Origin of the sequence: Melaminivora alkalimesophila (assembly GCF_000282995.1) — a bacterium.
In the GTDB taxonomy this organism is placed as follows: Bacteria; Pseudomonadota; Gammaproteobacteria; order Burkholderiales; family Burkholderiaceae_C; genus Melaminivora; species Melaminivora alkalimesophila.
The window spans coordinates 1-8321 of sequence record NZ_ALEE01000637.1 but is presented as its reverse complement, the minus strand read 5'-3'; the positions used below and the strand labels follow the sequence as shown (position 1 = coordinate 8321).

General features: G+C 68.6%; 7 protein-coding genes. All 7 read right to left on the bottom strand.

Translation table 11 applies throughout. The features are described from left to right. Positions 1-22: 22 nt before the first annotated feature. Positions 23-448 (bottom strand): hypothetical protein, encoded by a 426-nt coding sequence (locus A612_RS12440; protein WP_019374795.1) that lies wholly within the window; start codon positions 446-448, stop codon positions 23-25. 51 nt (positions 449-499) lie between these two features. Further along, positions 500-1195 (bottom strand): carbonic anhydrase, encoded by a 696-nt coding sequence (locus tag A612_RS12435; protein WP_019374794.1) that lies wholly within the window; start codon positions 1193-1195, stop codon positions 500-502. Between the two features lie 29 nt (positions 1196-1224). Continuing rightward, positions 1225-2010, bottom strand: a complete 786-nt coding sequence (locus A612_RS12430; RefSeq protein WP_019374793.1) for a peptidylprolyl isomerase — start codon at positions 2008-2010, stop codon at positions 1225-1227. A 34-nt stretch (positions 2011-2044) separates the two neighbouring features. Beyond that, positions 2045-2824, bottom strand: coding sequence for a respiratory nitrate reductase subunit gamma (gene narI, locus A612_RS12425; protein ID WP_019374792.1), 780 nt, complete (start codon positions 2822-2824; stop codon positions 2045-2047). Positions 2825-2828: 4 nt separating this feature from the next. Next, on the bottom strand, positions 2829-3560 hold the full coding sequence (narJ, locus tag A612_RS12420) for a nitrate reductase molybdenum cofactor assembly chaperone (protein ID WP_019374791.1): 732 nt from the start codon (positions 3558-3560) through the stop codon (positions 2829-2831). A gap of 2 nt (positions 3561-3562) precedes the next feature. Beyond that, entirely contained in the window at positions 3563-5086 is a 1524-nt protein-coding gene (gene narH / locus A612_RS12415; RefSeq protein ID WP_019374790.1) for a nitrate reductase subunit beta, read from the bottom strand. After that, positions 5083-8321: nitrate reductase subunit alpha (locus A612_RS12410; protein ID WP_040436815.1), on the bottom strand; the 3239-nt coding region annotated here is incomplete at its 5' end. The genes narH and A612_RS12410, both read right to left, overlap by 4 nt.

The following is an 8321-nucleotide window of genomic DNA, read 5'->3' as shown; positions in this document are numbered from 1 at the left end:
AGGCCGACGCGGCTGCCGGTGCTCATGCGCGGCCCAGCTGCACCGGGCGGCCGGCGCGGTCGAAGGGCAGGTAGCTGCCCAGCGCGCCCGACTTGATGGCCTCCACCATGCGCGACAGGGCGCCATCGGTGTCGGCGTCGCTCGGCCCGCGCCCGCCAGCGCCCGCCAGCGCCCCAGCAAACACCAGCTGCCAGCGCTGGTCGGGCAGGGCGTATTCCTTTGCCTCGCGCACCAGCGCATCGAAGGAGACGAGTTCCTCGGGCAACTTGTCCACGCACAGCAGCGGCACCAGCGCCCCGCCCTCGCCGCGCTCGAAGGCGGCGCGCTGGGCGGCGCTGGCGCCTTCGGGCAGCTCGGAGCCGACGAACACCAGCAGCAGGCGCTGGCGCTCGGCCTGGGCGCGCGCCGCCTCCAGCAGGTCATCGAAATGGTTGATCTCAGCGGTCATGGGGCGATCCTATGCAATTCTTTCAAGACAACAGCCGCCGTGTACCTTCTGTCAGTCGAGCAGCACTTGGCCGTCGTGCTCGACATAGGGGGGATAGGGGCCGGTGCCGCTGCACTGGGCACGCGAGGCGGCGACGAAGCCGCGCTCCTGCACGTCGAACACGTGGACTTCACCCTCCTCGATCACGTAATGCCAGCCGTGCAGGCTGATGCGCCCGTCCGTGACGCGCTGGCGCACCATCGGGTAATCCATCAGGCGTTCGAGCTGCAGCACCACGGCGCGCTGCTCCGTGCGCCGCAGCGCCTCGGGGCAGGGCTGCACCGGCAGCGCCGCGCCGCGCCCCAGGTCCAGCCAGCGGTGGAGGTTCTGCGCCTCGGTGGGCACCTCGCCATACAGCGCCTTGATGGCGCCGCAGTGGCTGTGGCCGCAGACGATGATCCGGCTGACCTCCAGGCTGAGCACGGCGAACTCGATCGCGGCCGCCGTGCCGTGGTGTCCGTGCGAACCATCGTAGGGCGGCACGAAGGCGCCCACGTTGCGCACCATGAACAGCTCGCCCGGGCCGGTGCCGGTCAGCAGGTAGGGCACCAGCCGCGAGTCCGAGCAGCCGATGAACAGGGTCTTGGGCCGCTGCCCCTGGGCCACCAGGTCCTGGAAACGCTGCTGGTGCAGCGGGAAGTATTCCGAGTGAAAGCGCTGCAGGCACTGCAGCAGCTCGTCCTCGGCGATCGGGTAGGACTCGGGCATGGCGGACGGACCCCGGGCGGTGGAGCCGGTTACTGGACCAGCGGCGAGGTGGCCTCGTCGAGCTCCACGCCGCGCACCTCGGCCTCGGCGGCCAGCAGCTGCAGGCACTGGCGCATCGCCGTCACCCAGGACTGCTGGCGCAGCGCGGTGCGTACCGCGCCGCGCACCGCCTCGAAGGGCTGCTCCTGGCCGGGGTCGCGCTCCAGCACCTCCACCACGTGCAGGCCGAAGCGGCTGTGCACCAGGCGCGGCAACACACCCACCTCGGCGCGGCCGAAGATCTCCTGCGCCAGCTCCGGGGCGCACTCCTCGGCCGTCACCCAGCCCAGCTCCCCGCCCTCGGCGCCGCTCGGGCAGTTCGACAACTCGCGCGCCGCCCGGCCGAAGGCCTCCGAGGCCGAGCCGTCGTGGCAGCGCACGTCCAGCAGGCAGCTCTCGGCGCGCGAGCGCAGCGCCCCCACGTCCACGCCGGGCGTCACGCCGAACAGGATGTGGCGCATGCGCACGCGCTCGCCGCGCCGGTAGCGCGCGCCGTGGGCGGCGTAGTGGCGGCGGCACGCCTCCTCGGTGGGCTCGGGCAGCTCGATGTGCTGGTCCAGCCAGCGCTCGATGGCGTCGCTGGCGGCCTCGCTGATGGCACCCGCCTGGGGTGCGGGGTCGTCCTGCGCGAGCAGGCCGGCGCGCTGCGCCGCCTGGCGCAGCAGCTCGGTGCAGGCGCGCTGGCGCAGCTCTTCGGGCGTGACCTGCTCGCCTGCGGCGGTCAGGGCCACGCCGTTGATGCTCGCGGCCGGCGCGGCGGCGGTGGTGGCTGTCATGGGATGCTTTCCTTGGGGCAGGCGCGCCGGGCGCTCAGCGCGTGGCGCGCGGGTTGTCGATGGCGTCGGCCACCACCGGGGTGGGCACCGCGCTCGCCTGGCCGGGCAGGTTCTGGCCGGCAGGCACGTTCAGGCGACGGGCGCGCACCATCTGGTAGGGGCGGAACAAGTATGCAACGGAGGCAAAGCCGCTCCACACGTGCACCAGCCGGCTGAAAGGGAACAGCAGGAAGATGGTCACGCCCAGCACGATGTGCACCTGGAAGGTCCAGTGCAGCGCGGCCACGGCCGAGGCATCCACCGGGCGCAGCGTGACGATGCGCTGCGCCCAGTCGGCCAGGATCAGCATGGCGCTGCCGTCGGTGTGCTGCAGCGATTGCGGCAGGGTCAAGAGGCCCAGCGACAGCTGGATCCACAGCACCACCAACACTGCGATGTCGGTGGGATGGCTGGTGTAGCGGATGCGCGGGTCGGTCAGGCGGCGCACCAGCAGCATGGTCAGGCCGACGAAGCAGATCGCCCCGGCCACGCCGCCGGCCGTGACGGCCAGCATCTGCTTGGTCTGCGCGCTCATGAAGATGCCGTAGACGCTGTGCGGCGTGAACAGGCCCACCATGTGGCCGAAGAACAGGAACAGGATGCCGAAGTGAAACAGGTTGCTGCCCCAGCGCAGGAGGCCCGTGCGCAGCATCTGCGAGGAGTCGCTCTTCCAGGAATACTGGTTCTGGTCGAAGCGGATCAGGCTGCCCACCACGAACACGACGAAGCAGACGTAGGGATAGACCTGGAAGAGGAAGCGGTACATCGAGTCCATGGCGTTAGGCTCCTTGGGGCGGGGTGGGGTTCTTGCGCACGATGTGGATCGGCTGGGGCTGACCGGGGCGCGCCTGCCCCTGGCTGGAGCATCCGTCGAAGGCGGCCGGCTCCTCCCAGCTCTCGTCCAGGGAAGGCTCGGCCGGGGCCTCGGCGTGCTGCGCCTGCGGCTTGTGGCCGGCGAGCTCCAGCAGCGCCGCCAGGACCGCCACGTAGGGGCTGTCGCGCCGCTGGAGCGCCGCGTGCACGGCGTCCAGCAGGTGGGCGATTTCGGAGAGGAAGCCCTTGGCCTCGCGCGGCGGCTGGGTGGAGACGAACTCCAGCACCGCCGGCAGGTAGTCGGGCAGCTCGTCCTCGATCAGCAGCAGGCCGGCCTTGGCGTAGGTCTCGCCCAGGTCGAGCATGGCCGGGCCGCGGTCGCGCGAGTCGCCGTGCACGTGCTCGAACAGGTACAGCGAGGTGGCGCGCCCGCGGTCGAACAGCTCGACGTATTCCGTCTCGGCAGCCAGCGGGTCGCTGCCGGCCAGGTGTTGGACGAGCGCCGCCACGCCGGCGCGGCGGCTGGCGCTGAGCACCCCGTCGGCCGCCAGCAGGGGCGCCAGTTCCGGCAGGTGCGCGCGCAGCGCGGCGTCCGGGTAGCTCAGCAGGGCCGCCAGCACGCGCAGCGTCACGGCACCGGGATGGCGCCCGGCCACGCGCGCAGACGCGTCTGCGGCAGGGGCTTGGGTGGCTTGCATGCTCAGATCTCCGCCTTGATGGGAATGGTGCGCTTCTTCTCCTGGCCGAACAGGCTGACGTTGGAGACGCCGTCCGAGCAGCCATTGCCGAAGGTGAAGCCGCAGCCACCGCGCACGTTGAAGGCGTTCTCCGCGTACTCGCGGTGCGTGGTCGGGATGACGAAGCGGTCCTCGTAGTTGGCGATCGCCATGATCTGGTACATGTCCTCGGCCTCGGCCTGGTCCATGCCGACCTGCTCCAGCACGCGGGTGTCGACGCGCCGCTCGATGTGCTTGGCGCGCTGGTAGGCGCGCATGGCGAGCATCCGCTCCAGGGCGCGCACCACCGGCGCGGTGTCGCCGGCGGTGAGCATGTTCGCCAGGTATTTCACCGGGATGCGCAGCTGGTTCACGTCCGGGATCTGGCCGTTCACGCCCAGGTGGCCGGCGTTGGCGGCGGCGCTGATGGGCGACAGCGGCGGCACGTACCAGACCATGGGCAGCGTCCGATACTCGGGGTGCAGCGGAAGGGCCACCTTCCAGTCCACCGCCATCTTGTAGACCGGGCTCTTCCTCGCGGCCTCCATCCACTTGTCGGGGATGCCGTCCTTTTTCGCCTGGGCGATCACGGCCGGGTCGTGCGGGTCGAGGAAGATGTCCAGCTGCGCCTGGTACAGGTCGCGGTCGCGCTCCACGCTGGCGGCTTCCTGGATGCGGTCGGCGTCGTACAGCAGCACGCCCAGATAGCGGATGCGGCCCACGCAGGTCTCCGAGCACACCGTCGGCTGCCCCGCCTCGATGCGCGGATAGCAGAAGATGCACTTCTCGGCCTTGCCGCTCTTCCAGTTGTAGTAGATCTTCTTGTAGGGGCAGCCCGAGACGCACATGCGCCAGCCGCGGCACTTGTCCTGGTCGATGAGGACGATGCCGTCTTCCTCGCGCTTGTAGATCGAGCCCGAGGGGCACGATGCGACGCAGGTCGGGTTCAGGCAGTGCTCGCACAGGCGCGGCAGGTACATCATGAAGGTGTTCTCGAACTGGCCGTACATCTCCTTCTGGATGTCGTCGAAGTTCTTGTCCTTGCTGCGCTTCTCGAACTCGCCGCCGAGGATCTCCTCCCAGTTCGGGCCCCAGACGATCTTGTCCATCTGCTTGCCGGTGATCAGGCTCCTCGGCTTGGCGGTGGGCGAGGTGCTCATCTCGGGCGCCGATTGCAGGTGGGCGTAGTCGAAGGTGAAGGGCTCGTAGTAGTCGTCGATCTCCGGCAGGTTGGGGTTGGCGAAGATGCGCATGAGCAGCTTCCACCTCGCGCCCTGGCGCGGAACGATGGAGCCGTCGGCGCGGCGCACCCAGCCGCCGTTCCAGCGGTCCTGGTTCTCCCAGTCCTTGGGGTAGCCGATGCCGGGCTTGGTCTCGACGTTGTTGAACCAGGCGTACTCCATGCCCGGGCGGCTGGTCCAGACGTTCTTGCAGGTGACGGAACAGGTGTGGCAGCCGATGCACTTGTCCAGGTTCAGCACCATGCCGATTTGCGCGCGGATTCTCATGCCGTTTCTCCTTGGTCCAGCGTGGGCTTGATCAGTTGATCGGCCACGGGGGTATCGAGCCAGTCGATCTTCTTCATCTTGCGCAGGACGATGAACTCGTCGCGGTTGGTGCCAATGGTTCCGTAGTAGTTGAAGCCGTAGCTGAACTGCGCGTAGCCGCCGATCATGTGCGTGGGCTTCAAGACCACGCGCGTGACCGAGTTGTGGATGCCGCCGCGCACGTGCGTCATCTCCGAGCCGGGGGTGTTCACGATCTTTTCCTGCGCGTGGTACATCATCACCATGCCGGGCTTGACGCGCTGGCTGACCACGGCGCGCGCGGTGAGCGCGCCGTTGACGTTGAACAGCTCGATCCAGTCGTTGTCCTCGATGCCGGCGCGCTTGGCATCCTCCTCGCTGACCCAGACGATGGGCCCGCCGCGGCTCAGGGTGAGCATCAGCAGGTTGTCGGTGTAGGTCGAGTGGATGCCCCACTTCTGGTGCGGCGTGATGAAGTTCAGCTGGATCTCGGGGTTGCCGTTGGGCTTCCTGCCCATGACCTCGGCCGTGGCCTTCAGGTCGACCGGCGGGCGGTAGCTGGAGAAGCCCTCACCGAAGGCGATCATCCACGGGTGGTCCATGTAGAACTGCTGGCGCCCGGTGAGCGTGCGCCATGGGATCAGCTCATGGACGTTGGTGTAGCCGGCGTTGTAGCTCACGGTCTCGCTCTCGAGTCCGCTCCAGGTGGGCGAGCTGATGATCTTGCGTGGCTGCGCCTGGATGTCGCGAAAGCGAATCTTCTCGTCCTCGCGGTGCAGCGCCAGATGCGTGTGGTCGCGCCCGGTCTGCTTGCCCAGCGATTCCCAGGCCTTCACGGCGACGTGGCCGTTGGTCTCGGGCGCCATGTGCAGCACCACCTCGCAGGCGTCGATGTCGCTCTCGATCTTCGGCATGCCTTGCGTCACGCCGGGCTCGCGCACCACGCCGTTGAGCTGCCCCAGCTGCGTGACTTCGAGCTTGGTATCCCAGCTGATGCCCTTGCCGCCGTTGCCCAGCTTGTCCATCAACGGCCCCAGGGCCGTGAAGCGCTTGTAGACGTTCGGATAGTCGCGCTCGACCACCGTCATTTGCGGGCCGGTCTTGCCGGGAATCAGCTCGCACTCGCCGCGCGCCCAGTCGGACACGCCGAAGGGCTGCGCCAGCTCGGCGGGCGAGTCGTGCATCAGCGGCGACAGCACCAGCTCGCGCTCGACACCCAGGTGGCCCGGGCACAGCTCGCTGAACTTCTGGGCGATGCCCTTGTAGATGTCCCAGTCGCTGCGCGCCTGCCAGGCCGGGTCCACCGCCGTCGACAGCGGGTGGATGAAGGGGTGCATGTCGCTGGTGTTGAGGTCGTTCTTCTCGTACCAGGTGGCCGTCGGCAGCACGATGTCCGAGTACAGGCAGGTGGTGCTCATGCGGAAGTCCAGCGTGACCAGCAGGTCCAGCTTGCCCTCGGGCGCCTGGTCGTGCCAGACCACCTCCTGGGGCTTGGCCTCCTCGGGGCCCAGGTCCTTGCCCTGCACGCCGTTGCCGGTGCCCAGCAGGTGCTTGAGGAAGTACTCGTGGCCCTTGCCCGAGGACCCCAGGATGTTGGAGCGCCACACGAACATGTTGCGCGGCCAGTTGTCCGGGTGATCGGGGTCGATGCAGCTCATCTTCAGGCTGCCGCTCTTCAGACCCGCCACCGCGTAGTCCTTCGGATCCTGGCCAGCGGCCTCGGCGTCGCGCACCACCTGCAGCGGATTGGTCTTGAGCTGCGGCGCCGACGGCAGCCAGCCCATGCGCTCGGCGCGCACGTTGTAATCGATCATGCTGCCGCCGTATTCGGTGCGGTCGGCCAGCGGCGAAAGCACTTCTTCCACACCGATCTTCTCGTAGCGCCACTGGTCGGTGTGGGCGTAGAAGAAGCTCGTCGAGTTCTGCCAGCGCGGCGGGCGGATCCAGTCCAGGGCGAAGGCCAGGAGCGTCCAGCCGGTCTGCGGGCGCAGCTTCTCCTGGCCCACGTAGTGCGCCCAGCCGCCACCGCTCTTGCCGATACAGCCGCACATCATCAGCATGTTGATGACGCCGCGGTAGTTCATGTCGCAGTGGTACCAGTGGTTCATCGCCGCGCCGATGATGACCATGGAGCGGCCCTCGGTGTCGTGCGCGTTCTGCGCGAACTCGCGCGCCACGGTGGTGATCTGGTCGCGCGGCGTGCCGGTGATCTTCTCCTGCCAGGCGGGCGTGTAGGGGTGGTCGTCGTCGAAGCCCTTGGCGGCGAATTCGCCCGGGAGCCCGCGCGCCACGCCGTAGTTCGCCACCTGCAGGTCGAACACCGTGGCGACCAGCGTCTCGCCCCCGGCCAGCTGCATGCGCTGCACCGGCACGGTGCGCACCAGCACGTCGGATTGCGGGTTGTTCGGGAAATGCTCCGAGGCAATGCCGCCGAAATACGGGAAACCCACGCGCGCGGTCTCGGGCGCGCCGCCCTCGTCCTCCAGCAGCGACAGGCGCAGGCGCACCTCGCGCCCGTCCTGGGCGTCCTTGGGCTCCAGGTTCCACTGGCCCTTGTCGGCGCGCCCGTCCGGGCCCCAGCGGAAGCCGATGGCTCCTTGAGGCACGACCACGCGGCCGGAATCGTCCAGCGCCACGGTCTTCCACTCGGGGTTGTTGGTCTGGCCCAGGCTCTCCTCGAAGTCGCTGGCGCGCACGTAGCGGTCCGGCACCAGCACCGTCTCGCCGGTCTCGAGCACCTTCTCCTTCAAGGTGACCAGCATCGGCATGTCGGTGTAGCGGCGCACGTAGTCATCGAAGTAGCTGCTCCGCTCCCCATGGTCGGGGAAATAGAACTCCTTGAGGATCACGTGGCCCATGGCCATGGCGACGGCCGCATCCGTGCCCTGCTTGGGGTGCAGCCAGATGTCGGAGAGCTTGGCGACCTCGGAGAAGTCGGGCGTCACCGCCACCGTCTTGGTGCCCTTGTAGCGCACCTCGGTGAAGAAGTGGGCGTCCGGCGTGCGCGTCTGCGGCACGTTCGAGCCCCAGGCGATGATGTAGCCGGAGTTGTACCAGTCGGCGCTCTCGGGCACGTCCGTCTGCTCGCCCCAGACCTGCGGGGACGAGGGCGGCAGGTCGCAGTACCAGTCGTAGAAGCTCATGCACACGCCGCCGATCAGCGAGAGATACCGCGTGCCGGCGGCGTAGCTGATCATGGACATGGCGGGAATCGGCG